Source organism: Synechococcus sp. CC9311 (assembly GCF_000014585.1).
Classification (GTDB): domain Bacteria; phylum Cyanobacteriota; class Cyanobacteriia; order PCC-6307; family Cyanobiaceae; genus Synechococcus_C.
Genome location: NC_008319.1, coordinates 735,792 through 758,805, shown reverse-complemented (window position 1 = coordinate 758,805; position 23,014 = coordinate 735,792). Strand labels below are relative to the sequence as shown.

At 55.5% G+C, this 23,014-nt stretch carries 21 protein-coding genes; 10 read left to right on the top strand and 11 right to left on the bottom strand.

Features of this window, described 5'->3' with window-relative positions; genetic code table 11:
- Window positions 1–157: 157 nt before the first annotated feature.
- Window positions 158–2,659, bottom strand: coding sequence for a GH116 family glycosyl hydrolase (locus SYNC_RS03865; protein ID WP_011618759.1), 2,502 nt, complete (start codon window positions 2,657–2,659; stop codon window positions 158–160).
- A gap of 224 nt (window positions 2,660–2,883) precedes the next feature.
- Between SYNC_RS03865 and SYNC_RS03860 the strand changes: the two genes are divergently transcribed.
- Window positions 2,884–4,371, top strand: a complete 1,488-nt coding sequence (locus SYNC_RS03860; protein ID WP_237699273.1) for an MFS transporter — start codon at window positions 2,884–2,886, stop codon at window positions 4,369–4,371.
- On the opposite strand, the gene SYNC_RS03855 is transcribed toward SYNC_RS03860, so the two are convergent.
- The gene (locus tag SYNC_RS03855) at window positions 4,356–4,688 is read right to left on the bottom strand and encodes a hypothetical protein (RefSeq protein WP_011618756.1); all 333 of its coding nucleotides are present in this window, start codon (window positions 4,686–4,688) and stop codon (window positions 4,356–4,358) included. The two genes, SYNC_RS03860 and SYNC_RS03855, sit on opposite strands and share 16 nt — an antisense overlap.
- Before the next feature lie 11 nt (window positions 4,689–4,699).
- Between SYNC_RS03855 and SYNC_RS03850 the strand changes: the two genes are divergently transcribed.
- Both SYNC_RS03850 and SYNC_RS03845 read left to right on the top strand, forming a co-directional pair.
- Window positions 4,700–5,200, top strand: a complete 501-nt coding sequence (locus tag SYNC_RS03850) for a hypothetical protein (RefSeq protein WP_011618755.1) — start codon at window positions 4,700–4,702, stop codon at window positions 5,198–5,200.
- Window positions 5,197–6,192: a hypothetical protein gene (locus SYNC_RS03845; protein WP_041426398.1), complete on the top strand. Its 996-nt coding sequence runs from the start codon at window positions 5,197–5,199 to the stop codon at window positions 6,190–6,192. Before SYNC_RS03850 ends, SYNC_RS03845 begins: the two co-directional genes overlap by 4 nt.
- Before the next feature lie 14 nt (window positions 6,193–6,206).
- Here the strand turns inward: SYNC_RS03845 and SYNC_RS03840 are convergent, their stop codons facing one another.
- The gene (locus tag SYNC_RS03840; RefSeq protein WP_011618753.1) at window positions 6,207–7,295 is read right to left on the bottom strand and encodes a sulfotransferase; all 1,089 of its coding nucleotides are present in this window, start codon (window positions 7,293–7,295) and stop codon (window positions 6,207–6,209) included.
- Between the two features lie 125 nt (window positions 7,296–7,420).
- Here SYNC_RS03840 and SYNC_RS03835 point away from each other — a divergent pair, with 125 nt between their 5' ends.
- The 3 genes from SYNC_RS03835 to SYNC_RS15125 all read left to right on the top strand — a co-directional run bounded on the left by SYNC_RS03835 (window position 7,421) and on the right by SYNC_RS15125 (window position 10,038).
- Complete coding sequence (locus tag SYNC_RS03835; protein ID WP_011618752.1) at window positions 7,421–8,437, top strand: helix-turn-helix transcriptional regulator; 1,017 nt, start codon at window positions 7,421–7,423, stop codon at window positions 8,435–8,437.
- Window positions 8,438–8,591: 154 nt separating this feature from the next.
- Window positions 8,592–9,857: a bifunctional cobalt-precorrin-7 (C(5))-methyltransferase/cobalt-precorrin-6B (C(15))-methyltransferase gene (locus SYNC_RS03830; protein WP_011618751.1), complete on the top strand. Its 1,266-nt coding sequence runs from the start codon at window positions 8,592–8,594 to the stop codon at window positions 9,855–9,857.
- A gap of 55 nt (window positions 9,858–9,912) precedes the next feature.
- Entirely contained in the window at window positions 9,913–10,038 is a 126-nt protein-coding gene (locus SYNC_RS15125) for a hypothetical protein (protein WP_011618750.1), read from the top strand.
- A 57-nt stretch (window positions 10,039–10,095) separates the two neighbouring features.
- Here the strand turns inward: SYNC_RS15125 and SYNC_RS03825 are convergent, their stop codons facing one another.
- Genes SYNC_RS03825 through SYNC_RS03815 form a run of 3 tightly spaced genes read right to left on the bottom strand, consistent with a single transcriptional unit; the run spans window position 10,096 to window position 12,121 of the window.
- On the bottom strand, window positions 10,096–10,533 hold the full coding sequence (locus SYNC_RS03825) for a DUF192 domain-containing protein (RefSeq protein WP_011618749.1): 438 nt from the start codon (window positions 10,531–10,533) through the stop codon (window positions 10,096–10,098).
- Window positions 10,533–11,216: a response regulator transcription factor gene (locus SYNC_RS03820; protein ID WP_011618748.1), complete on the bottom strand. Its 684-nt coding sequence runs from the start codon at window positions 11,214–11,216 to the stop codon at window positions 10,533–10,535. The genes SYNC_RS03825 and SYNC_RS03820 overlap by 1 nt, the downstream gene beginning before the upstream one ends.
- Window positions 11,213–12,121, bottom strand: a complete 909-nt coding sequence (locus SYNC_RS03815; RefSeq protein ID WP_011618747.1) for an NAD(+) kinase — start codon at window positions 12,119–12,121, stop codon at window positions 11,213–11,215. The genes SYNC_RS03820 and SYNC_RS03815 overlap by 4 nt, the downstream gene beginning before the upstream one ends.
- Window positions 12,122–12,260: 139 nt before the next feature.
- Between SYNC_RS03815 and SYNC_RS03810 the strand changes: the two genes are divergently transcribed.
- Window positions 12,261–13,877 carry an FAD-dependent oxidoreductase gene (locus SYNC_RS03810; protein WP_011618746.1) on the top strand — a complete coding sequence of 539 codons (1,617 nt, stop codon included), beginning with the start codon at window positions 12,261–12,263 and terminating at the stop codon, window positions 13,875–13,877.
- A gap of 31 nt (window positions 13,878–13,908) precedes the next feature.
- On the opposite strand, the gene SYNC_RS03805 is transcribed toward SYNC_RS03810, so the two are convergent.
- The 3 genes from SYNC_RS03805 to SYNC_RS14965 all read right to left on the bottom strand — a co-directional run bounded on the left by SYNC_RS03805 (window position 13,909) and on the right by SYNC_RS14965 (window position 17,550).
- Window positions 13,909–15,552: an AarF/ABC1/UbiB kinase family protein gene (locus tag SYNC_RS03805; RefSeq protein WP_011618745.1), complete on the bottom strand. Its 1,644-nt coding sequence runs from the start codon at window positions 15,550–15,552 to the stop codon at window positions 13,909–13,911.
- Between the two features lie 1,535 nt (window positions 15,553–17,087).
- Window positions 17,088–17,381: a hypothetical protein gene (locus SYNC_RS03800; protein WP_011618740.1), complete on the bottom strand. Its 294-nt coding sequence runs from the start codon at window positions 17,379–17,381 to the stop codon at window positions 17,088–17,090.
- A 31-nt stretch (window positions 17,382–17,412) separates the two neighbouring features.
- Window positions 17,413–17,550, bottom strand: a complete 138-nt coding sequence (locus SYNC_RS14965; protein ID WP_237699272.1) for a hypothetical protein — start codon at window positions 17,548–17,550, stop codon at window positions 17,413–17,415.
- A 481-nt stretch (window positions 17,551–18,031) separates the two neighbouring features.
- Here SYNC_RS14965 and SYNC_RS03795 point away from each other — a divergent pair, with 481 nt between their 5' ends.
- The gene (locus tag SYNC_RS03795) at window positions 18,032–19,399 is read left to right on the top strand and encodes a hypothetical protein (RefSeq protein WP_041426397.1); all 1,368 of its coding nucleotides are present in this window, start codon (window positions 18,032–18,034) and stop codon (window positions 19,397–19,399) included.
- 111 nt (window positions 19,400–19,510) lie between these two features.
- Here SYNC_RS03795 and pheS read toward each other — a convergent pair whose 3' ends face one another.
- On the bottom strand, window positions 19,511–20,518 hold the full coding sequence (gene pheS, locus SYNC_RS03790) for a phenylalanine--tRNA ligase subunit alpha (protein WP_011618737.1): 1,008 nt from the start codon (window positions 20,516–20,518) through the stop codon (window positions 19,511–19,513).
- A 74-nt stretch (window positions 20,519–20,592) separates the two neighbouring features.
- On the opposite strand from pheS, the gene surE reads away from it, so the two are divergent.
- Window positions 20,593–21,390: a 5'/3'-nucleotidase SurE gene (gene surE / locus SYNC_RS03785; RefSeq protein WP_011618736.1), complete on the top strand. Its 798-nt coding sequence runs from the start codon at window positions 20,593–20,595 to the stop codon at window positions 21,388–21,390.
- Window positions 21,391–21,421: 31 nt separating this feature from the next.
- Here surE and SYNC_RS03780 read toward each other — a convergent pair whose 3' ends face one another.
- Complete coding sequence (locus SYNC_RS03780; protein WP_011618735.1) at window positions 21,422–21,982, bottom strand: DUF3611 family protein; 561 nt, start codon at window positions 21,980–21,982, stop codon at window positions 21,422–21,424.
- Window positions 21,983–22,042: 60 nt separating this feature from the next.
- Here SYNC_RS03780 and SYNC_RS03775 point away from each other — a divergent pair, with 60 nt between their 5' ends.
- Window positions 22,043–22,972, top strand: a complete 930-nt coding sequence (locus tag SYNC_RS03775) for a bifunctional riboflavin kinase/FAD synthetase (RefSeq protein WP_011618734.1) — start codon at window positions 22,043–22,045, stop codon at window positions 22,970–22,972.
- The last annotated feature ends 42 nt before the right edge of the window (window positions 22,973–23,014 follow it).

Here is a 23,014-nt window from a genome sequence, read left to right as displayed (position 1 = left end):
TCTCCGCGGCTGCACGTCCCGCGGGCTACATAAAGGTGATCCAGCAATCCCGATGAACGGCTGACATGAAAGGCCAGGCTCTACCCCACGGTATTGCTGAACTAGGTCAACCCCAATCGTGGCAGCGATGATTGAAAAGCGATCTGAGTTGGCATGACTACACCCGCTGCGCACCCGGAATCGTTTCCCAATCGGTATGCGTAGCCCACAGGCCCCAAATCGCCATCGCCCGTAGGTAGTGGCAAGCCCGAAAGGTATTCACCGCCGTAATTGCCTCTGGGGTGCGAAATTGCAAGCCACCGGCATACACCTGGGTGACCACCGCAGAGCAAATCGCTTCTGCTGTTTTGCCCTCACCCATCAAGCGGTAGTAACTCGCGATTCCAAAGTTGATCCCCGTCCATACCTCCAAGGGATGGGTGCCATTGGGATCTAAGGGTGTGCCATCACGGCGCAAACCATTAGCTACCCCGAGCGATCCTCCAGCAAAGTTGTCAAAGCAGGCTTCCTTTACCGCCTTCAAGGTGCTGCGGCTGTTGGCCTCACTCACGACCGGAGGCAATCCCAGCAAGCGCGCATAGAAATCACCGCAGAGCTGATCGGCCATCACCACCGGCGTGCCGCTTTCGGCATCGATGTCGTAGTACTCACCGTTCCAAAGCAGCTTGTCGAAATTGGCGCGTGATTGCTCTAGCCAGCCACTGAAGGTGTGCTGCTCATCGCCGGTGTCTAGCCCCAGCTCCAACTGCAGCCGTTGCGCCATCGCCAATGCCGCTTCCAATGCCGCAATCCAGAGCGCACCGCAGTAGGCACTCACCCCCTTGAGCGGCCAATCATCAAAAGTTTGATCTGGCGCTCCGCCGTTATCAGGCAAGCCATCGTCATTCACATCAAATTGCTTGAGGTAATGCAGGGCCTGCACCGCCGCAGGCCAGCACTCCGCCAGAAAGCTGAGGTCTTCTCCAGTGGGTGCCAATTTGAACGTGCGCCACACCTGCAGCACGTAATCACTGGCGAGATCTTTCCAGAGATTGCAATCTTGATAGGCGGTGTAGTTGGTGGCATCAAACGGCACCTCATTCGGTGCTCCCAAATCATGGGGTGTAGCCCCTTTCACCTTGCGGTCCGCTTCCACCCTGCCGCGGCCCTGGGTGAAATACCAACCAATCGGCCGTTGAGTGGCATCTGCCGCTGGAATCGCACGGGCAAAGCTGCGAATCACCGCCTTATCGAGCTCCGGCCAGAGCTGCAGCAGGGCAAAGGAACCGTACAAGCGCACATCAAGGCTTTCGTACCAGGCGTAATCGAGGCACTCGAGCACCCCAAATCGGCCATAGGGATCCTTTGAGGTGGCGGCCGTCCACAGGCTGCCGCCACTGGCGAGGTCGTAGAGCTCATTGAACAGCGCCATGCGCAGCTCCTCAGGAAGCTCCTTACGCGCCAACACCGGCTCTTGCCAAGCTTCGATTTGTTGATGCCAAGACCGCCAATCGCGCAGTGCTTCTGACGCAATCGCCGCTGCATGGCAGCCATCAACGCCATAAAAATCGCAGTAACGGCGTAGGTCACGCACCCCTGTAGCAAAGCTCGTAACCGGTAAATCCCAGCTGATCGCCACCGGAATCTCTCGGGTTTCACCAGGCGCCAGGGTGAATTTCACGGCGATCGCCGCACTGGCATGCTCGCCCTTACGGCTGGCACGATCGTTGTTGCTATCGGGGATCACCCCATCCGCGGCAAAGGGCTGCCAGAGCTCGGCACCATCACTGCTGGGATCCCAGCGACTGCAGCGCATCAGCTCCACTCCTTCCAGCGTGTCTGGCAAAGCCAAACACCACTGCCCTTCCCCTTCCGCAACCGGCGTTGAGCGCTTGCCATCGAGCAGCACCCCGCTCAGGCCATCGCCATCGATCCAGCGGTTGCTCTGGCCCTCGCCATCTCCAATCGCTGGGGCGTAGTTGTGCTCGGGGCTGCCGTCATCCCGAAAGTGCACCTCCGCCGATGCATCGGTGTTGGTGAACCAGCCCACCGTGTTGCGCCAACTCAGCAACAGCGACACTTCTAGGGGCTTGTTGGTGGGGTTGGTGAGGGTCCAGCGGAACACCGCGACCGGATAACTGCTGCGTTGGTAATCGCCAGGAAGGATCGGGCTGAAAGCCTCACAGCTCACTTCAGCGCGAAACACCCCCTTGTAGTGATTCCAACTCAAGGGGTAGCGGGCGGCATAGGTGCCGGTGCTGTTCTCCTCCGTACTGGCTGGATACCACTGCCAGCTGCTGAGAGGCTTGCCTGACTCTGGCCTGGAATCATCGCGAGCTGGCTCTGTCGCTAGCGCATGGACACGAACCTGATCGCCTTGCTTTTCCCAGAGCGCGAATTGGCAATCGGGAATGCTTCCGTACCAATGCTCACCCCCATCGAGGTGCCAGAGGTTGAAATCACCACGGGAGCTGCGTCCAATACAACCTGCACCAAAGCCACCAAGGGGCATCCCATGCCAGGGGCCATCGTCGAGGTTGCTGGCGTAGCGCACCGTAAACGGGGTCTGCCAGCCCAAGCCAAACGAGCGGCTCCAACTGGCTTCTGGTGGTTGCCAACCCTTCCCTGATGAGCCGCGGCTCAGCCGTGAACGCAATGCGGACAGTCCGAGCGGTGCCATGCAGAGGCCGAAAGTGGCTCCAGATTGCCAGAGCTGGCCGGAAGAGCCAGGGCCTTGCTAGGAGCAAGGCACCTGAACCTTTCGCCCCTACATCCTTTTAAACGGTCACCGGCAACAAAGCCCACACCCTTTCGCCATTGGCGGTGCCCTGATTGAGAACGCATGAGAACCCAGTGAGAATAGGCAGTCTGAGGGAATTGCAATCGCTAGCTTGCATCCCCTTTTTGGGCATCCTCGCCAGCCTGCAGCTGATCGACCCCAGCGTTGCCAATATCGCCTTGGTGAAAGCCAGCGATGCTTTGCAGATGCATGGCGCTGTGTTGGCCTTAGGCGCCAGCGTTTCCACCTTGGCCCAAGCCGCATCGGTGTTGGTGATGGGCTTTTTCGGCGACCGTTTTGGACGACGGCGGGTGCTGGCAGCCTCCCTGCTGCTGGCTCTATTAGGAAACCTGCTCTCGATGTTCTCCATCGAGACGGGCCTGTTTCTGCTCGGCCGTGCCCTCACCGGCATCGCCCTGGGCTCGGTTCTCACCAGCACCTTTGCAAGCGTGCGCTTCGTGACACCCGCCACTGGAGTGAGCGCCGCCCTTGGCCTTTGGAACCTGCTGATCGTGGTGGGCTTCATCAGCGGTTCCCTGATTGGTGGCTGGATGGCCACCATCAATTGGCGCCTGTCCTTTTTGCTGGTGCCCATCATTTGCAGCGCCAGCCTTCTGCTCTTACCCGCACTGCTGCCAGCCATTCCAGGCAATCGCGCCCTCAAGCCCGACATTCCCGGCCTAGCGAGCATCGCGAGCGCGATGGTGCTGTTTCTGTTTGGCATCAACCACGCAGCCTTAGGGCTGCGCAGCCCCAGCTTCTGGCTGCCGGCCTGCAGCGGGCTGTTGTTGTTTGTGCTGCACATCAGCATTGAGCGCCGCAGCCGCAAACCGATCTTTCCGCCCCGGCTGTACCTGCGCGGTTTCTTTGCCGCAGCCGTGATCAATGGAATCGGATGGAATGTGGCGCAAGCAGTGGTGCAACTACAAACCAGCAACTTCTGGCAGCTGGTGCAGGGATACAGCACCAGTGCGGTGGCGTTCGCTCAGCTGCCCTTCCTGATTTGTTTTGGCGTGGCAGGGATCTATGCCGGACGCTGGATGGGTCCGGGCCGGCGCACCTTGGTCTTAATGGCGGGCGGCAGCCTGGCACTGGTGCTCGGGCTGGCTCTATTCGCGATCGTGCAAGTGCAAACGCCCTACTGGCAGTTGCTGCCACCGTTGATGCTGGCCGGCCTCGGCCTGGCCTTTGTGGCGGTGCCGCAATCCGCTCTGTTTGTGCAGGAAGCACCGCAGGATTGCTTTGGGTCGGTGCTGGCATTTCGCACCACCAGCGGGCAGCTGGGCTTTGCCTTTGGGCTCGCCGCCAGCGGAACGATGATCAGCGGCTTTGGCTTCAACGATCTCCACAGCCGCATGCAGGCCGCCGGCCTGGGTTTGGAACACCTGCCCCAACTCGATGAGCAAATTCGTTTATTTCTGCGCAACAGCCCGATTTCGATTGAGGGGTCTGCTTCTCAGCAACTAATCGAACTGCTGCGAGAGGCCTACACCCAGGGGTTGGCGGGAACGATGTTGGTCATGGCAGTGATCACGGGGTTGCTGTTTGCGATCAGCTTGCTGCTGTTGATCATTGGCCGCGAACAACAACTGCTCCATCAAGAAGGTTCCTGAGCGATGCCGTCTTCCGCATCAAGCAAGGCATCGAGCGTCACCGCTGTGCGCACCAGGGCTTGATAGCGCTGCAACACCCGTCGATTGCGCTCCAACCAACGCGCGGCGTCCGCTGGCGCATCGCGGCTGCCACCGCTTACCAACCCCGAGGGATTATCCACATCCATCAGCTCTAAATCACCCTGTTGGGCCAGAAGTGCCAAAAGGATGTCGTGCAGGCGTTGACGACGCTCCTTGATCCCATTGGTGCACATTCCAATCACACCGCGAGCGTTGTGGCCATCTTGAAGGGATGGAGGTCTTACCCCTCCGCGCATCCACCATTTTCATGCTTGTTTCCAAACGAAGCAAGGTGCTGACAGCTCTGCTGGCGCTCTTTAGCGGCCTTGGCGCTCCAGCGGTTATCGCCGAGGAGCTATACGTTCTCGACACCACCTGCAGCACCCCAACCTCCCCCAACTTTTCCTGCCAGGTAACGGCCATTGATGTGGATGACTCCACGGAATATCGCCATCGCTTTGGATCACGCACGGTGAGCTATCGCGTGATTGAAGACCCCTATGTCCGCATCGAGGGACAGGCCTATGCAGGCGCACCTTGGAGATCCGTGAAAAACGCATCGATCAATTTCAAAACGGAAGAGCTTTGCTTTAACAGCAAGGCGTTTTGCGTCAAAAATCCCACCTTCCTGGCCGATGTCCTGACCCAAGGCGGTCATGCCATTCAAGGCCGCACCCTCATCGGCATGGCCTTCGCGGACAACGGCCGAGTGGATGTGACCTGCTTTGACAACGGTTGCGCTCGCCTCATGGAGGCCATTCAAAAATGAGCAGCAAAGCTAAAAAAACAGGTCTGTCAGGAGCGATCGGGCTCTTGCTGATGCTGCAACCGGCAGCAGCCCTCTCAGCCCAAACCCCCCTTGAAGCAGCAACACCTACCGCCACAGAAGAACTCCTGATCAGCCAACGCGGCGGACGAGGCGGCGGTGGCTCCAGAGGCGGTGGCTCAAGAGGAGGTGGATCGCGAAGCAGTGGTTCCCGCAGCAGTTCTCGGAGCAGTTCGCGCAGCAGTTCGCGCAGCAGTGGTTCCCGCTCCAGCAATCGGTCCAGCAGTGGACGAACAGGTTTCAGTTCCTACAGCGGCAGCCGCCAGGGCACTCGGCAATCCACCCGCAGCAACCGCCAAACCACGCGCAGCAGCACTAGCAGCAATCGGCAAAGCTCACGCGCCGGCACCCGTGATCAGCGTCAAACCAGCCGCGGAGACAATCGGGGAACGCGCCAAAACACTCGCAACAGCAACATTGATTCCCGTCAGCAGGGACGCACAAACCGAACGGATCAACGCCAGAGCGGCCGGAGTGATCGGGTGAACAATCGCTCCAAGACCCGCCGCGATGCAGTCAACAACTGGGATCGCTACGGCAATGGTTGGTACAGCGGGTCGAACTGGTCGAACAACCGCCCCTGGAACAACGGCTGGTACGGCGGGTCTTACTACAACAATTGGCGTTGGTATCCCGGTCAAGCAGCAGCCTGGGGTCTTGCTGGCATGGCCACCTTTGGCACCATCAACAGCTTGGTGAATTCAGCTCAGTCCAGCCAAGTGAGCTACATCGAAGTCCCAAACTCCGATTACACGCTCTACTACCCAAGCGTGACGGCAACTGGGGATGTGGTGAGTTTTGAAGCCGACAACGGCTACGACACCGTGCGCTTCAACGCCAACTGCCGCAATGGAACCCTCAACGGCGGAACACCGATGAATGCCAATGAGGCCCAATTGCTGAATGCGGCCTGTCAGGTGGCCTTCGGTCAGTAGGAGACAACGCCGGCTCAGCTGAGCAAGGCCTGCAGGCGTTGCTCAGCCTCCGGCTCCAACACAACCGCCTCGGCTTGATAGGCCGCACCCATGGCGATGCGCGCCGCAATGGCATCGCGCGCTGAGCCCCAGCCGCTGATCTGAAGAGCGCTGTAGATCTGCTGCAGCGTGATCAGAGGGGACTGCACCAAGTCGTCATAAGCGATCTCCACGAGCTGCCCCTTTGGGATCAAATGCCGCGAACGCGCGAAGGCCTTTTGCAATTGGTCATGGGCCGCCACTGTTTCCTCCACTTGCTGGAGGCTGGATGGAGGCTCTTGCAAACCCACCAAGTGAGCCAGGCGCTGCTTCACTTGAACCAGTGAACGAACCGAATCGATCGGCCGCCGATGCAAATAGACAAAGCGAGCCCGCGGAAAGAGACGGAGAAGTAGAGCAATCCGAGCGGTGTGCGCAGAATTTTTGATTACCAGATGGGTTTTACCAGCTCCCTCATGCAGCCAGGTAAGCCTTGTGAACTGAAGCAACGTCTGCTCAAACTCCACCGTGCTGTTGAGCACGGCTCGGCGGAAATGCCTTGGGTAATTCTGAGGAAAAGCAACGCCAGCCATGTTGGTATCCATCGTGAGCCGGGCCAACCCCACCTCGTCTTCCTGGGGATCCTCTGCCCCCCAGGGCACAGCATCGATTGGACGATGCTGTGTCATCATCCACTTCATCAAGGGCTTGAGCAGAGGTTTCAGCACCAAGGCAGCCTGCGGAGCAATGGTGAAGTGGTTGCAAGCGGTTGCGGCACCTGGATCAGCCGCCAAAAGTTGATGCAGATAGGTGGTGCCACTGCGCCAGTGACCAATCACCACCACCGGGTCATCAGGGCAAGTGCAAGCCTGAATCCCGCGCTGAAACCAAAGTGTTTGCAACCAAGCAAACGGTTCCACAATCAAGCCACTGGCCGTGAGCAGCAGGGCCACTGGGAAACGCCTAGGCGAAACCGCGCCATGCCTTAAACCCGCAAGCAACGTGGTGGGACGAATGCATCCCCCGGCAACTAACGCGTCGGAAAGGCTGGAAAAGGACAACACCACCTCTGGAAACAGCAGCACACAGCTGCAGCAACACAGCTATTTGGGAAACGACAATTTTCGCAAATTCTCACTTGCATGAGCAATTCGCCAGTTATTGGAAAATTTATGCATAATCTGCAGCGTCGTTGCAAGAGGCGTGAAGCATGTTGCAAATGCCAAGCGCAACACTTAGCCAGTTCTCCATCCCCTCCGCAACGTCTGCACGCGTCAGTTGGAGCACGAACTTCAACAGCGCCAGCGAGTTAGCAGCTGCACTATTGAGGCTGGGGAAAGTTTTTGACGTTCTGCAGCTGTCCTCCGGTCCTCTTGAGGGCCACTTTTCTGTGGTCCACCTCAAAGACCTCAGCATCCTCAGCATTCAAACCAATCAGCTGCTCTTACTCAACGGCGAGCGCGGGAATGATTGCATCTGCTTTAGCTTAGAAATCAGTGGCAATTTCGATGACCATCGAATTTTTTGCCAAGCGATTGAGCCCTTTTCTCTACATGGATTTAAACCTGACCTCACAGAAAGCCACTTTCAATTAACAGCGGGATCAACAAGTTTGATTGCGATCGCCTCAGCCAAGAAATTCAGCGGTTTCCTTGCGCACTGCGGACAACTTGAACTATTAGAAACTCTCTATACAAGCAATTCGCTGAAGTTACCGCCTAATCTTTACACGAAAATCGTTCAGCAATTTGCTTGGCATTTTAAAAATCCATTGATCAATTTGGAGCTTCGATCACTACACACTTGTCACATTTTCACATTGATGCTCGAAGTGTTTAAGGGCACAAAAAGCCAGTGCTTTAAATTATTTGAAATAGCACCTCGCCAACAACTTATTCACGAATTTATCAACTGGGGATTCGAAAACAGCACCAAACCTCTAAAACTTGATGATGTCAGCGATATTCTATTTAGCTCACGGCGAACCCTCATACAAGGTTGCAAAGAAAATTTCAAGATGGGGCCAATGGAAATACTGAGATTAATTCGCCTAGAACAAGTGAACTGTGTACTCAGATCGATTGAATTACGTAATTCGTTGGAATTAAACAAAGTAGGTGATGTTGCCAATCACTTTGGCTTCACAAGTCGTGGACATTTTTCCGCTGCCTATCAAAACCAATATGGCGAAACTCCGAGACAAACCCTATTGAATGCCAATCAGTAACCGCCAACGACAACCAATAACCTCAAGGATTTCCGTCTAAACCTGTCTATTTTCAGCCGCCGCAAGGGTTTGTCCTGCCACTCACTCGGTCGAGTGCGCCGCTGAGCAACATCGAGAGCAAAAGGCGTTGAGCTGAACGCAGCACAATGGCGTGATGATCGATGTGATCGGCACCGACGCCGGTGCTCCCGGCTCGCTCCCACCCGGAGCTCAGCTCTTGGTGGAGCAGGCCCACCTGTTGGCAGCCCCAAAACGGTTGCTACCTGCACTGCAGCAATGGTCTGCGTGCCCAGCAGACCTGCGTTGCATCGCCAGTGATAATCCAATCGCTCTGAGCGAGGAGTTGCTTGCCCTTGGGAGCGATCAGCGCGCGGTGGTGCTGGCCAGCGGTGATCCGTTGTGGTTCGGCATCGGCCGGATCTTGATCGAGCGCCTGGGACGCGAACGCCTGCGCTTTCATCCAGGCCCCTCCTCGTTGCAACTGGCATTTGCCCGACTGGGCAGGCCATGGCAGGACGCCCAATGGATCAGCTTGCATGGCCGCGATCCTGCTCCCCTGGCTCAGCGATTGCAGCAACGCCCAAGCGCCTTGGCCGTGCTCACCGATCCCAGTCGCGGTGGCGTAGACGAGGTCCGCCAAAGCTTGCACAGCAGCGGGCTGGAATCGGCCTATGCCCTCTGGCTATGCGAATCGCTAGGCCACAGCAGTGAGCGGGTGCAAAAGCTCGACCCATCCCAAGCAACGCCTAGCGATTTGCACCCACTCCATCTGGTGGTGTTGCTCGCGGAAGCTCAAGCGACTCCACCAGCCGATCAACTTCCACTCTTTGGCCTGGAGGATGGTGTGTTTCTTCAACACGCCGACCGACCTGGCTTGATGACCAAACGGGAGGTGAGGATCCAATTGCTCGCTGAGCTCAACCTTCCTGCACATGGCGTGCTCTGGGATCTGGGTGCTGGCACTGGCAGCGTTGGCCTCGAAGCGCTGCGGCTGCGGCCTCAATTGCGCTTGCTTTGCATTGAACAGCGCAGCGGCGGGTCCTCACTGATCACCGCGAATGCAGCACGCCTCGGCGTTCAACCCGCCGCGGTGATGGAAGGCGATGCGATGGAAGAACTCAACAATGTGCCTGCAGTCTTAGCGGCTCCCGATCGCGTGCTCATTGGTGGCGGTGGCCGCAAACGTCGATCCCTGCTGGAGCACGTGATCCAGTGCATGGCCCCCAAGGGTGAAGTGGTGATCCCCCTGGCCACCCTGGAAGCCATGGCGGAGCTGCGTCCCGTGCTCGAAGCTGCCAAGTACTCCGTGAAAGTCAGTCAGCAGCAAGCCTGGCGAGGCCAACCCCTTGCCGATGGCACGCGGCTTGCTCCCATGAATCCGGTGTTGATCCTCAAGGGAAGCGCTCCCCCACAGGACTGAGGACTGACGCCATCGAGCGAAAAAGGGCAGAATCAAGCAGTTTGAAACTCGCAGGATGGCAATCCGAGAAAGCAAACCCCAGGTGTCACCCCTGCGCCTCAAGATCACTCTTTTCATTGCAGGCGTTGGCCCCTTGCTCGCCGTTGGGCTGTGGCTTCAATCCAAAGGATTCTTCAGCTAGGCACGCCTGCGCAACTTAAACGTAACGCCAGAGCCACCAGCTCGTGCCATTCCCAATTCATTCGCTGGCGTCATTGCTTGGCGTCACGGATTGGATCGTTTCGATCACCACCGCGTTCCCAACGCCAACCCCCAGGCGCTTAGCCTCTCCAGCCCGTAGCTCGATCACACCGTCCGCGTCAGCCATCGGCCCAAACGACTTGCAGGGCATTGCTGGACAAATGGGCACATCAGCCTCAATCGCAATCACCTCCCCCTGGTGCACAAACACCATGTCGAGTGGCGCAATCGTATTCAGCATCCAAAAGCGCAACGGGCGTGCCGGCTTAAACGGAAACCACATTCCCCTCAGAGGCGGCAAAGCCGGACGTTGCATTAATCCAAGCCGTTGTTCTTCGGGCTGGTCCGCCACTTCTAAAAGCACGCAGGTGTCGTCGCGAACGCACCATTGAGCTTCAAGCGGCAACTGCTGTGGCTGGGGGGGAGATACGTCCATCAAGAGCTCTTCAGGAAAGGAACGCCGTTATTGAGGCAATAACCACGGCCACGAATGGTGTGAATTAAGCGTGTGTCGCCTGCCGCCTCAAGCTTCTGACGCAAATAACGGATATACACCTCCACCACATTGCTCGACACCCCTTGATCATCGTGCCAAACCTCACGCAGGATTTGATCACGACTCACGGCCTTGCCCCGCTCCTTAAACAGCAACAGCAGCAACGACGATTCTCGCTCCGTTAAGCCAATCGACCGGGTCCCACGACGCACCATTCCGCTACTGGTTTCAAGCTGTAAATCACCAACCACGATCACGGGACGGAGCTCTTCCATGCGTTTCTGAAGAGAAAGATGGAGGCGCAAGCGTTGCAGGAGATCGCTCGGTGCATTGGTGGCCAACCAGAAATCATCCGCCCCAGAACTGAAGCAGAGCTCTCGAGCCTGAATGCTGTCTTCGTTCACGCCCAGCAAAATCGGCAGCGTTCCAAACCTCTGGCGGAGCTCACTCACCTCAGGCATCTGGCCCGGCGACACGATCGCAGCTATCGGCTGCTGGCCAGAAGCTGCAATGGTGCTATTTCCAGCCCCCCACTCCAACGCTGGATAGCCCGAAGCCTCTAGGCGATCTTTGAGATGCAAGGCCTCAGAACCAACCAGCAACAACACTCCCTGCTCATTCATGGACGATCCGGCTTCGCCACATGGGGGAGTCCCCAGCCCAGCTTGTTGCGCAATACCTGGAAAAACTCGTGGTCCGACAAGCGCACAAAGCGCACGGGATGGTCACTGCGCCGGATCAACACCCGGTCTTCAGGCCAGACGTAACAACCAGCACTGCCGTCCACCACCATCATCAGACGTTCAGGAGTAGCAGGAAACACCGTGACCGGTTCCTGATCACTAAAAACAAGCGCACGCGAGGCCAAGGAATGAGCCGCGATCGGAGTGAGCTGCAGCACCGGGCAATCGGGGGTGATCACAGGTCCACCGGCGCTAAGGGCGTAGGCCGTGGATCCGGTGGGCGTCGACAGGATCACCCCATCAGCAGAGATATCTACGGGCGCATGCCTGCCAATCGCAATCTCGAAATGGCACATGCTGGTGAGTGGCTCACGGTGCAACGCCATTTCGTTAAGAGACAGGGCTTCCCAGCGCCTTTGATCTCCGCGCATCACGCTCACAACCATGTTGGCGCGCTCCTCGATCGTCCAGCGATCGGTGAGGATCTGCTCGAGAGCCTTATCAAGATCACCCAGATAGGCCTCTGCAAGAAAGCCGAGATGGCCAGTGTTGATCGTCAGAATCGGCACACCAATAGGTGCCGTTTGTCGGGCAGCCGACAGCACTGTGCCATCGCCTCCCAACACAATTGCCAGCACCATCGAGTCATCAAACCCCTCGGGCACGCAGGCGTTGTACCCCAACATGCGCAGGTGCTGATCTGGGTTAGCGAAACCCACCATCCCTCCAGAACTGCTGGCCCGCACCACGTCATGTCCGGCAAGCTCCAGACGCTCCTGAATCGTTTGAGCGGTCTCTACGGCGAGCGACTTTCCGTCATTCACGATCAGTCCGACCCTGGGCACCGATCGCGTTTCAAAAGAACGAAGTCACTTTATGAGAAAAATCGGCTGCAAGCAGCGTGAGGTTGTTTTTTGAAGCCAACGCCGGCCCACCACCAGGCCTGATTAGCGTTCAGACCGCAACCTGTGGCAAGTCCGAGCGATGCCAAGCGACACCCCCTCCCATGTGGTTGTAATCGGAGCGGGATGGGCTGGCTGGGGTGCCGCCAAATCCCTCTGCGAAGCCGGGGTTCGGGTGACCTTGATCGACGGGATGAACGATCCAACGGGCAGCACCCCGCTCGCCACCCCAAGCGGCAAACCATTCGAGGCCGGTACGCGGGGGTTTTGGAAGGACTACCCCAATATCAATGCCCTTACGGAAGAACTCAAACTCGGCAACCGTTTCACCGAGTTCACCACCAGCGCCTTCTGGTCCCCCAACGGTCTGGAAGCCACAGCTCCAGTGTTCGGTGATGGCCCGCAGCTACCCAGCCCTCTGGGCCAGGCCTTCGCCACAATCAACAACTTCAAGCGGTTACCAGTAGCCGATCGGCTCAGCATCGCCGGACTTCTGGTAGCCATGCTCGATTTGAACCGCAACGATGCGGTGTACCAGCAGTACGACGGCATCGATGCACTGACGCTGTTCAAACAGTTGCGGATCAGCGATCGGATGATCAATGAGTTCCTTCGGCCGATCCTGCTGGTGGGACTGTTCAAGCCACCTGAGGAGCTCTCAGCGGCGGTGACGATGGAGTTGCTGTACTACTACGCACTGGCCCATCAGGATTCTTTTGATGTGCGCTGGATCAAGCGCAAGAGCATCGCAGAGCAACTGTTGGCTCCGCTCAGTCAGCGGTTGCGCAAGCAACATCATCTGGAAGTGCTTGGGGGAACGTTGGCATCGCGGCTGAACGTCTCCCCAAATGGAACAACGGTGACTTCCGTTGAAACCCTCTCGCTAGCCACGGGCCGCAGCTCTGTTATCAACGATGTGGATGCCGTGGTGCTCGCGGTGGGCGCTAAGGGGATGGGGGCACTGATGACCAACTCCCCAGAGTGCGCGGCTCTGTCCCCGGAGCTGGTGCGGGCAGGCAATCTCGGCGCCATTGATGTGGTGTCCGTGCGCTTGTGGCTTGATCGCACAGTGCCGGTTGCCGAGCCCGCCAATGTGTTGTCGCGTTTCCAGGCACTTCGGGGATCCGGCGCCACTTTCTTCATGCTCGATCAGCTGCAAAGGGACAGTCAGCAGGAGCTCTGGGGTGCAGATCCAGTACAGGGCTCGGTGATTGCAAGCGACTTCTATAACGCCACAGCAATTGCTGAACTCAGCGATCAGGGGATTGTCGATTGCCTCATGCAGGAGTTGTTGCCGAAGGTGCAGCCGGCCTTCCGCACAGCGCAGGTGGTGGATCAGGAGGTGCGGCGTTATCCCGGGTCGGTGTCATTGTTTTCACCGGGAAGTTTCAAGCAGCGGCCACCGCTGGAAACGTCGATGGCCTCGATCGTCTGCGCTGGAGATTGGGTGCGGATGGGAGATCGGGAATTCGGCGCCAAAGGGCTCTGCCAGGAGCGTGCCTATGTGTGTGGTTTAGAAGCCGGAAATTCACTGCTCAAACGCAAGATCATCTCGGGAACAACGCAGTCTCAGCCCCTTCAACACCCTGTGATCCAGATTCGCGACGACGAACCACAGGTTGTACTGGGTCGCACCATCAACAAACTCGTGATGGATCAACTGGATCTCTTTGGACTCAAACACCCTTGGCTTCGTTAATAACAACAAACGCGCCTCGTCCTGATCGCACTCATCGACGACTAGAGCGCAGCAACGACACAATCAGCCAGAGGCCAAACAAGGTGGCTCCAATAAATAACCCCTCGCTAACGTTCCTGAGCAAAGGTTGTTGGGCCAAGGTGGCCATCACCGTGGCACTAAGCAATAGCGATGCCACCAGAATTGCCAAGGACACCCGCTGCGACATGCGGTCCAAGCTGGCGCGCATGGCATCAAGCCCCTCCAGCTGAATGGCAAACACCAAGTCGTCACTGCTGAAGCGCCGCAACAGCTGACTCAGCTGGCGCGGGGAGTCAATCGTGAGGTTGCGCAAATCAAGGCCAAACTGCATCAGCCGCTCTTGAGGCAGCATCACGGCACGAGCGAGCAGTTGAGCCACCAAGGGCTGCATCTCCCCGGTGAAACTGAACGCCGGGTTCAAAGAATTGCCGACCCCCTCCAAGTTGGTGACCGATTTCACAAACAGGCCAAGGGTTCCAGGCACCCTCAATCCTGAGCGATTAGCCAGCTGCAGCAATGCGGCGAGAAATAGGGCGAAATTCAGCTCCTCCAATGGCTTGGAAAAACTCTTGGCAATCAGCTGATCAAGCTGCCGTTGCAAGTGCTGACGATCCACTTTCACCCCCCGTGCCGGTGGCGCAATTTGCTCCAACACATCCGTTGCCCGGGCTCCGTCCTGGTTAATCAGGGCCAAGACAAGATCCAGCAAGTTGCTGCGCGTACGTGGATCGAACTGACCCACCATTCCCGCATCCAGCAGGATCACCTTGCCATCGGCCAGCACTTTGAGATTGCCGGGATGGGGATCCGCATGAAAAAATCCCTCCACGAAGTACTGCTCTACAAAGGCACCAAGCAGCGCCGTTGTTGTTGCCACCAATCCAGGCCCAGCCTCGAGGGCTTCGTGAGCTTCAGGGCTCAGGATTGATGCGCCTTCGATCCACTCGAGCACGAGCACGCTGCGGCTCGACAACCGCTGCACCACTTGGGGCAGACGAATCTGAGCGTCAGGCACGAAACTCGACTGTTCCAAACTGCGCTGCAGACGCAAGGTATTGGAGGCCTCAATCCTGAAATCGAGCTCCCGCACCAAAGCCTCAAGCACCTGATCGGCAAGACCCACGAAGTCGTACAAACCACCGAGAGACGTTGCTGCAGCGAGGGCAGCAATCTTGCGCAATAAGCGACCGTCTTCTTCCACCTGGGCAGCGATCCCTGGCCTCAACACCTTCACCGCTACAGCACCGAACTCAGGCAAGGTTGCTTTGTACACCTGCCCCACACTTCCAGCCGCAATCGGCGTGTCGGTGAACGTTGAGAACGCCTTGTCGACAGAGCAGCCCAGTTCCTTCTCCAGTTGCGATCTCAATTGCTCCCAAGGCACGGCTGGAACATCCGCCTGCAATTGACTCAATGCCTCGATGTAGTCCTCCCCCAGCAGGTCGGGGCGTGTACTCAACAGCTGACCCAACTTCACATACACAGGTCCGAGCTCCGTCAGGATGTTGCACAGGACCGAAGGCAAGGGCAGCCGCGTCTCAGAGGCATCGCCACGGTTAAGGAGCTGCGAGAGAAACGACCACTCATGGCGTGAGACGATCCGAACGATCTCCAAGGCTCTTGATGAACCGTCGAACACACTGAGGACAGACATTCAAGCAGCAGTAAACGACAAAAACCCTTGGTGTATCAGTGGTCTGAAGCAGTCATCAGAAGGAATGGAGTCTTCAGCTGACCTGCACTCAGCCAACCATCACGGCACACAAACAAGCACCATTGCTGTAAGCAAAAGCAGAAGAAAACATTGCCTGCGATGGGAGAGTGTTAGCAGGGGAAGCAAGTCTGAACCACCACAGCCTTGAGATCAACGGACTTTCCAACAATCTCAGTGAGGAAGGCCGATCCAAGCCAGTTCTAAACACAACTGGCCTCAATATTCCAAAACAGATCACACCTACTCAAATCAATACCAGAGCTATAACAGAAACGGAGAATTAAGCTGTTAAAACACAAACTAGTTTCGCTCATCATTGACACGAAACATCAGAATCAAGAAACAATCGCCAACTACCAATCAGGAATGCGCTACACAATCAGCGCTCAAGCTGACATTTTACGCCTACCCAATACAAAACAAAAGAGCAGCCATCCACTGTGAAGGAGGTTCGACCGGATCGATCAGTTCGTTCACACCTTCAGAAGGAACCACCAAGGGGTGATGACATACCAGCACTCGACAGACCCAAGCTTTCTACCGAGATCGTCGTTAGCAATGACGATGGGTCAAACATAGGCAACCAAGGAAGGAGAGCCATAAGCGATTGGGTCGCAACCCTTTTCATCCACATTGATAGTGGAAAATTGCGAGTTAGCCATGCATTAATCCAAACAAAGAAGAAAGCTGAAGAGAGCCCCTAACAAGAGAACATCATGATCAAACAGCAGTACATCCTGTTCACCCGCAAATCTACTGGTCGTGAAGCAAACACACTTAAGCACGTAGGTATACCGACTGATGCCAAGCATGAGATGCGTATTCAGAGTAGTGTTACCGGGAGAATGCATGACATCCTTAAGAATTGAGAACTTGTGCCTACAGGCAAGTCTCGAACTTAATGAGACTGTAGACGCTTATAAAGATCGAATCGATGTCAGTCGAGAGGCTCATTTGACTGGGTACCTCATGTGCCATTTCCTAATAACGATGTGCTGCCTTGGAGACTCAGTCCGATTCGACCTCTTGATGGAGTCGCTGAAAGCTGATCCAATAGAGGTGTAATTCCAATCACCTAAAAGCTGACCCAATACACGACTTGATCAAAAAAGTTCTAACTCTGCGTCATTGCATTGCATGCAAACTAGAAGCCTTTACAAATAACACCTAGGAGCCTAAGTACTGGCCGCTTTTAATCTTACTAATGACCGCCAGGTACTTTTACCGGCATTGCATAGCCACTTCTTAGGCAATGTTGATCAAGGAATACCTAAGACACATACATCAAAGTTACAACTTAACGAATGGAAGCAAGAGACCTCAAACCTAGGCATGAAAAATATTCCAGGGACAGCAATTACAGAAGTATGGATGCCTTTAAAAAACCCTAGACTTACAAGAACAGCCAAGACTACTACCATAAAAGAAATCTAATTACCCTAGTTTTCAACAAAGAGTGAACAGGAGAATGACAACTACTCCATCCAAAGCTTCTTGAACACATAGGGAAATGTTTCACGCTGATCCATAGAGGCTTCCCGAATGAACGTAATACAGGCATTTGAGCCATCAAATTGCTTGCTTTGAATGACCATTGTCATCGAATCATTCAAGCTTTTTCCTTTCCTTAATCCTGTATCAAGCGTCTTAACTGCGCCAGCAGGGTCGCACTTCCCAAGTTTGAGTGCTGCCGGATCTTTAGCCTGGCTTGCTGGAATTAAGCCAATAGACAGGATGAAGCTCAAGAGCATCAGACTGGGAGTCACCATTGCTCTGTCGACATGAACAATTAGTTAAGCATCAATCCCATGCAGTGCCTGCCTTGAGATATGACAAAAGGCCCTTAAGGAGACGAACGCTGTCACCCCTTTCGTCAACGCCTTCAGGAACGATCAGCAAACTGATTTCTTGGGGCCACTGAATGACGCCAAGAAACATGACTACCGTAAAAGCATTACAAGAGAGAGCACGAGCAAAACAGTAGCGACTCACTCTCGCTAATCCAAACTGAATCAGCCGATACTACCAATGTTAAGTATATAATAGCCAAACAGCTTGACTAGCGTAGGTTCGCACTTGTGATGATTATGACAAGTCTCTGAGATTCATATTTTTGAAATTGCAGTGGCGGGCAGCACGCACTGAGTCCTGAGCACTAATTCTATACAACATCAGATATAAATTTGCGCCTGAGAGCATTGAGAATTGCCTCGCCTCTATTGCAGGTTAGATTGATTCGCCAACCATCTTGCTCAATTCAAACAGTTCGGCCTCGCTGATTAAACACAAATCAAGCCAATGCCTTTACCGAAAATGTAACAAAGGCTGCAGACACAAAGTCATTGACCACAAGTTTTAAAAAGCAGAGTGAAAGAACTAATAGTGTAAAATTTTAGATATTTATCCCACGCATTTGAAGATGGATAAAGCCATGTCCTGGCGAGTCCTTCCTGGGTTCTACCGACCTGGGAAGTCAAGCTTCAAATCCATTCAGGCCCTGTTCTCTGAATTCTTACGAGATCGGCACTCTCCGAGTTTGTTACAAGCTCATTATGACAATGATACATCTGATTCAATCAATTATGGATGGGGTGACTCTGCTCCATTAGAAAAAGAGATTACATGCCAAGAAGATCTAGACACTCTTATCAATACTCCATTTGCATTCAATCAATCCATTTGCATTGTCGAACCAGCTGATCATGTTGGATTCAACACTATCGGCGAACCAGTAAGAGCCTCAATCAATGTTGCATGGCTTGCACAGAGAATTGCTGATTGCGACTCAATTGTGTTCCCTTTGTGGAAATCTGGCTTAATGGACCGAAAAAAACTCGCTCATGTTCTTACGTCTTCTCTAGCTGTTGTATTTGAAGGCGGGCATCCAACAGTAAGAGATAGCAAATCGTTTGATAATACCAATTGCTCTCATGCTGATCTCCTCGATCTAAGTGAGGAGCTTATTTTATCAAGGAGACTTAGAAGTGCTCCTTCTATATTTATCTGCCTTGGACATCAGCTTGCCGCGCAAGCACATATACGATTAATAAAAAAAGCAACTCACGAGATTCTGGAGACTATTGATGACATCCTAATCAATCAGCCCAATTCTAGAAATGCTTTAAAACAAGTCTGCAATAGAATTCAGGCTCTAGGAACAAAACTAAGAATCGTCAAAGACGACAAAATTGTTGCGAAGGGCTGGGATCATCCAGAATTCGCCGTAGGGATCAACGAAGTTCCAGAGGCGGGTCACTGTGAAATCATTCATTATGAAAAATCAAGCTCCCATCCCGACCCAGAGCTAGCCGAATTAATCACCACTCAAGCAATCACTGCAGAAGAATATGATGGTGTAATTGAAGAATCAATTTCTCACGAAAAGGACTTAAATATTGTTATGTTCCATACCGACGAAGTCAACGAAGAAGCCATCCTGTTTGCGAATTGGGCCTATCGCAATCTCTATCAATCACTTCTGCCCGCAAGGAACCAGCTTGTGATATCTGAACTTTCTTGGTTGTTCAATCTTCCGAGCAGTATTGAAATTCTGTGTTCAACAACCGCTGAAGGCAGGTTGTGCACAGAAGTTGCCGCAACATGTATCAACTATAGGGACTACGACACTCGACAAACTCGCAGATCATTCACATGTCAATTCCACCCAGAATTAAGAGATGACCTTAGAGAATTCAAAAAAAGCGGAATACCAGCGTTCGACAATCTAAAAAAAGATGATGGAATTAGACTACTCATTCGAATATTACACGACAGTTTAATGGAGTAATTAAAAAGTCCCTATGCAATAGCAAAGATCCCATAAAGCAATGCAACTGGTATTGAACACGAGTCCTATTCCGTCACGGGTGATTTTCAGATCGAAGAAAGATGAATTGAATCAAAACTGATCCAGAAAGCGCAAATCACTGGTGTACAGGCGGCGAATGTCATCGATGCCATGACGCACCATGCAGAAACGCTCTACCCCCAAACCGGCAGCGAAACCACTCCAACGATCGGGATCAAGGCCTAACCCCTCCAACACTGCGGGATCCACCATTCCGCAACCCATCACCTCAAGCCAGCGCCCTCGCCATTGGACATCCACCTCAGCAGAGGGTTCCGTAAACGGGAAGTAACTGGCGCGAAAGCGCACCGGTAGGTCACCAAAGAACGCCTTGAGGAACTGCATCACCGTGCCGCGGAGGTGACTGAAATCCAAGCCTTCATCAATGGCCAGCACCTCCACCTGATGAAACACAGGCGAATGGGTTGCATCCACCGCATCCCGTCGATACACCCGGCCTGGAGCCACGATCCGCACCGGGGGTGGATTGGTTTCAAGGTGTCGGATCTGCACCGGCGATGTATGGGTGCGCAGCAACAGGTTGTCTTGCAAATAAAAGGTGTCCTGCATATCGCGCGCCGGGTGTTCAGGCGGAATGTTCAGTGCCGTGAAGTTGTGGTGATCCGTCTCCACTTCAGGGCCTTCCTCCACCTGATAACCAAGGCCGCAAAACAGATCAACAATCTCCTCGGTGGTGGTGATCAACGGGTGCCGGTGCCCCATCGGAACCCCTAGCGGAGCCGCCGTGACATCCAGGGTTTCAGCTGCGATTCTTGTCGCCATCGCAGCACTGTTCACCGCCTCCAGGCGCTCAGATAGCAGCTGCTGCACCAAGGTTTTCAACACATTGGCGCGCTGGCCCACCAAGGGGCGTTCATTCCCCGGCAGCTTGCCCATCGCCCCCAGCACAGCTGACAGCCGCCCCTTCTTGCCCAACAGACCCACCCGAAGCTGCTCCAGGGCAGTGGCATCGGCAGCCGCCTGAATCTCAACCGCCGCCGCCGCTTCTAGGGCGTCCAGCTGATCAGTGAGCTGCTGCAGGGAGATCGTGGCGCTCAAGGCATTGGTTTCGCGGCAATGACTCTAGGGAGCCATCACGACTAGGTTCCAACCAACGCTTACCAACCCTTCTGATGACTCCCCTGCGGATCCTGATCAGCAACGACGACGGCGTGTTTGCCGACGGCATCCGCACCCTGGCGGCAGCGGCCGCAGCAGCCGGGCATCAGGTCACGGTGGTGTGTCCCGACCAAGAGCGATCCGCCACTGGCCACGGGCTAACCCTCCAAACACCTATCCGTGCCGAGCGGGCCGATGAACTGTTTGAACCTGGAATCAAGGCCTGGGCCTGCAGCGGCACCCCGGCGGATTGCATGAAATTGGCCCTGTTTGAGTTGCTTCCTGAAAAGCCAGACCTAGTGCTTTCAGGGATTAACCATGGCCCCAACCTCGGCACCGATGTGTTTTGCTCCGGCACCGTGGCAGCCGCGATGGAGGGCACGCTGGAGGGCCTACCGGCGATGGCCGTGAGCAGTGCCTGTTTTCAGTGGAGAGAATTCCAAGCCGCCGCACACTTGGCCATCCAGGTAGCCGAAGCAGCCCTTGCCGATCAATGGCCAGAAAACCTATTGCTCAATCTCAACGTTCCCCCCTGCAAGCAAGAGGCCATGGGGAAACTGAGCTGGACCCGCCTTTCGATCCGCCGCTATGACGAGCAATTCAGCCCTCGGGTCGACCCCCGTGGCCGCACCTATTACTGGCTCGCCGGTGAAGCTGTCGAGGATTTTGAATCGGGCGGTGATGGTCCCCGCGACTGGCCCACTGACGTGGCCCAAATCCAAGCAGATGCACCCTCACTCACACCCATCCAACCGGAGCTTTTCTGGCGAGGAGGTCTCTCCTCCCTACCCCAACTAAACATCGATCAATAGTTGAGTGGTGGGTCGGCTCAGCCCCATCCGCTCAGCTCGTGCGATAGATCCTTTGCAGCATCCACAGTGAAAAAATCAACCCAATCACATGGGCAAACAACACCTGGGTGTTGCTGAGCACCGAAAGCATCTCCAAGGAGGTGATTGCCATATTTTCACTCGCCCCTCTGGCACCAATGGCAATGCCTGGCGTCTGCTGTGATGCCTGCACAAACAAGGCGCCAGCAAGAGATTGGTAGCCAACTGAAGCAAAAACCAGACCCAACAGATCAGCGAACAAACTGCGCTTGATCGTGCGGCTCGCCTCACCCCGACTCGGTCGCGCACCACTGTCTAAGGCGCGCCCCAGCCGGACCACCAACCAGCCCTGCCAAAGGCTGAACAGCAACACCAAAAACGACAGCGTGGTGAGTGACAGCCCCGGACCCAATCCCAAGGCTTTATCAGCGTTTCTGCTCAAACTTCCGCCGATATTGTTGAACGTCAACACCCCCAAGATCACAATTCCAAGCCCGGTTTGCGTCCAAAAGCGAATCCACGCTGAGCGGCGCAAGCCAAGGGCGAGCAGTTGAAGATCGAGCCGATCGGCCATGCGAGGTAGGAGGTCTGTCGTCCAAACTTGCCATTAACCACAGATCCGTGCACAACGCCGTTGATTCATCTCTGCTCCCCACAGCAGGCCAAAACCCCCACCACCCTGGCGTTGGGCAGCTTTGACGGCCTCCATGCGGGCCATCGGCGGGTGATCTCGTCTGTGACCGAAACGGATCACCTCCATGCCATTCCCACGGTGGTGAGCTTCTGGCCGCATCCACGGGAAGTGCTGCACGGTGAGCCACGCCTGCGCCTCGATCTTCCTGAAGAGAAGCTCGAGCTCCTGGAGCCGCTCAGCATCCAGCAACTGGTCCTGGTGCCTTTCAACCGCCAACTGGCGCAGCTCAGCGCTGCCGACTTTGTCGAGCAGGTGCTGCTCGGTTGCCTCAAAGCACGCCAAATCGCTGTGGGGGCCAACTTCCGATTCGGTCGTGGCAGGAAAGGCGACACCAACACTCTGCGGGCCTTAGCGGAGGCTGCTGGAGTGCAGGTGTCGGTGTTGCCGATCTTGGAAGATGCCGAGGGACGGATGAGCAGCAGCCGCATTCGCGAAGCGCTCTCGAATGGCGACCTACAAACCGCCAGCGCACTGCTTGGCCGCCCCTACCGCTTCCGGGGAACGGTGGTGCGCGGACGCGGCTTAGGTCGTGATTTGGGCTGGCCCACCGCCAATCTGCAAGTGGACGGGCGCAAATTTTTGCCAGGTCTTGGCGTCTATGCCGCTCGCGCCTGGACTCAGCGCGATGGCGAAGCGCTTCCGGCGGTCATGAATCTCGGCCCCCAGCCCACCGTGGACCCCAACTCGCCTTCAGCCGTTGAAGTGCATCTGCTCGATAGGCGCATCGAACTCGTCGGCCAGGAGCTTGTCGTGGAGCCGGTGGAACGGCTTCGCGGACAACAACGCTTTTCAGGCCTTGACGAGCTCAGTGCACAAATCGGTCAGGACGCCGATGCAGCCCGTCAACGGCTTCAGGCCGCAGCTGGGTAAGCATTCGACAGTCCCCAGACGATGAACACACCAATACCGCCC

What these genes read in the sequence shown, in the direction of transcription:
- SYNC_RS03830 (WP_011618751.1), top strand. Translation starts at nt 8,592, where the DNA reads ATGATCGATGTGATCGGCACCGACGCCGGTGCTCCCGGCTCGCTCCCA.
- surE (WP_011618736.1), top strand. Translation starts at nt 20,593, where the DNA reads ATGACTCCCCTGCGGATCCTGATCAGCAACGACGACGGCGTGTTTGCC.
- SYNC_RS03835 (WP_011618752.1), top strand. Translation starts at nt 7,421, where the DNA reads ATGTTGCAAATGCCAAGCGCAACACTTAGCCAGTTCTCCATCCCCTCC.
- SYNC_RS03825 (WP_011618749.1), bottom strand. Translation starts at nt 10,533, where the DNA reads ATGGACGTATCTCCCCCCCAGCCACAGCAGTTGCCGCTTGAAGCTCAA.
- SYNC_RS15125 (WP_011618750.1), top strand. Translation starts at nt 9,913, where the DNA reads ATGGCAATCCGAGAAAGCAAACCCCAGGTGTCACCCCTGCGCCTCAAG.
- SYNC_RS03820 (WP_011618748.1), bottom strand. Translation starts at nt 11,216, where the DNA reads ATGAATGAGCAGGGAGTGTTGTTGCTGGTTGGTTCTGAGGCCTTGCAT.
- SYNC_RS03855 (WP_011618756.1), bottom strand. Translation starts at nt 4,688, where the DNA reads ATGCGCGGAGGGGTAAGACCTCCATCCCTTCAAGATGGCCACAACGCT.
- SYNC_RS03780 (WP_011618735.1), bottom strand. Translation starts at nt 21,982, where the DNA reads ATGGCCGATCGGCTCGATCTTCAACTGCTCGCCCTTGGCTTGCGCCGC.
- SYNC_RS03810 (WP_011618746.1), top strand. Translation starts at nt 12,261, where the DNA reads ATGCCAAGCGACACCCCCTCCCATGTGGTTGTAATCGGAGCGGGATGG.
- SYNC_RS03865 (WP_011618759.1), bottom strand. Translation starts at nt 2,659, where the DNA reads ATGGCACCGCTCGGACTGTCCGCATTGCGTTCACGGCTGAGCCGCGGC.
- SYNC_RS03845 (WP_041426398.1), top strand. Translation starts at nt 5,197, where the DNA reads ATGAGCAGCAAAGCTAAAAAAACAGGTCTGTCAGGAGCGATCGGGCTC.
- SYNC_RS03805 (WP_011618745.1), bottom strand. Translation starts at nt 15,552, where the DNA reads ATGTCTGTCCTCAGTGTGTTCGACGGTTCATCAAGAGCCTTGGAGATC.
- SYNC_RS03850 (WP_011618755.1), top strand. Translation starts at nt 4,700, where the DNA reads ATGCTTGTTTCCAAACGAAGCAAGGTGCTGACAGCTCTGCTGGCGCTC.
- SYNC_RS03795 (WP_041426397.1), top strand. Translation starts at nt 18,032, where the DNA reads ATGGATAAAGCCATGTCCTGGCGAGTCCTTCCTGGGTTCTACCGACCT.
- SYNC_RS14965 (WP_237699272.1), bottom strand. Translation starts at nt 17,550, where the DNA reads ATGTTTCTTGGCGTCATTCAGTGGCCCCAAGAAATCAGTTTGCTGATC.
- SYNC_RS03800 (WP_011618740.1), bottom strand. Translation starts at nt 17,381, where the DNA reads ATGGTGACTCCCAGTCTGATGCTCTTGAGCTTCATCCTGTCTATTGGC.